General features: G+C 63.3%; 1 protein-coding gene. It reads right to left on the bottom strand.

What is annotated here, in order from left to right; translation table 11 throughout:
* Positions 1-675, bottom strand: a 675-nt coding sequence (locus BZK31_RS28920; protein ID WP_279628831.1) for a nucleoside recognition domain-containing protein, incomplete at its 3' end; no start/stop codon positions are given.
* Positions 676-905 lie beyond the last annotated feature (230 nt).

Here is a 905-nt window from a genome sequence, read left to right as displayed (position 1 = left end):
CAGCGTGGCCAGAAACGCCATGAAGCCGCCCAGCAGCAGCGCACCCGGAATCAGATAGGCCAGCACGACGGGGTCCCACAGACGCAGGCGCTGCATGAACGCGACGGACAGCAGGCCGACGATGGTCGAAGCGCTGGTGGCCAGCAGAATCGGCAGGAACACCAGCGTCGGATCGGCCGCACCTTGTTGGGCGCGGTACATGAAGATCGTCACCGGCAGCAGCGTCAGGGAAGACGCGTTGAGCACCAGAAACAGAATCTGCGCGTTGCTGGCGGCGTCCTTGCTGGGGTTGAGCTCCTGCAACGAGCGCATGGCCTTGAGGCCGATAGGTGTCGCGGCGTTATCCAGGCCCAGCGCGTTGGCAGCGAAATTGAGGGTGATCAGGCCGAGTGCGGGGTGGCCCGGCGGGACTTCCGGCATCAGGCGCAGAAACAGGGGCCCGAGGACCTTGGCCAGCCAGTCCACGATTCCGGCTTTCTCGGCGATGCGCAGAAAGCCGAGCCACAAGGTCAGTGTGCCGAACAGCAGCACCATGACTTCGACCGACAGCTTGGCCATGGCAAAGATACTTTCGACCATGGCAGCAAAAATGCCGGCGTTGCCCCCAACCAGCCACTGCGCCATCGCGGAAATCGCCGCCACGACAAAAAAACCAAGCCACAGGCCATTGAGCATCGTATATGTCCCCCACAAGAAGCGGGGATGATAACGGCGAGGGGAGCTGGAGGGAAATCGGGGGCGGTGCCTGCTGCCCGGACTCCACCCACGGGCTGACCAGCTACAGGGCCGGGCCCGACGTGGGCGGCATGCCCACACCGGGCGATGGGCATGATCCGGTAGGCGTTCAGCAACTGTACCGGCTTATCAGGTTTAGTACGAAAAGTCGCCGAGCGCAGCCACTTTTC

Origin of the sequence: Pseudomonas floridensis, assembly GCF_002087235.1 — a bacterium.
GTDB lineage: Bacteria > Pseudomonadota > Gammaproteobacteria > Pseudomonadales > Pseudomonadaceae > Aquipseudomonas > Aquipseudomonas floridensis.
Note: the sequence above shows the minus strand (reverse complement) of the source record. Positions and strands in the feature narration are given on the sequence as shown.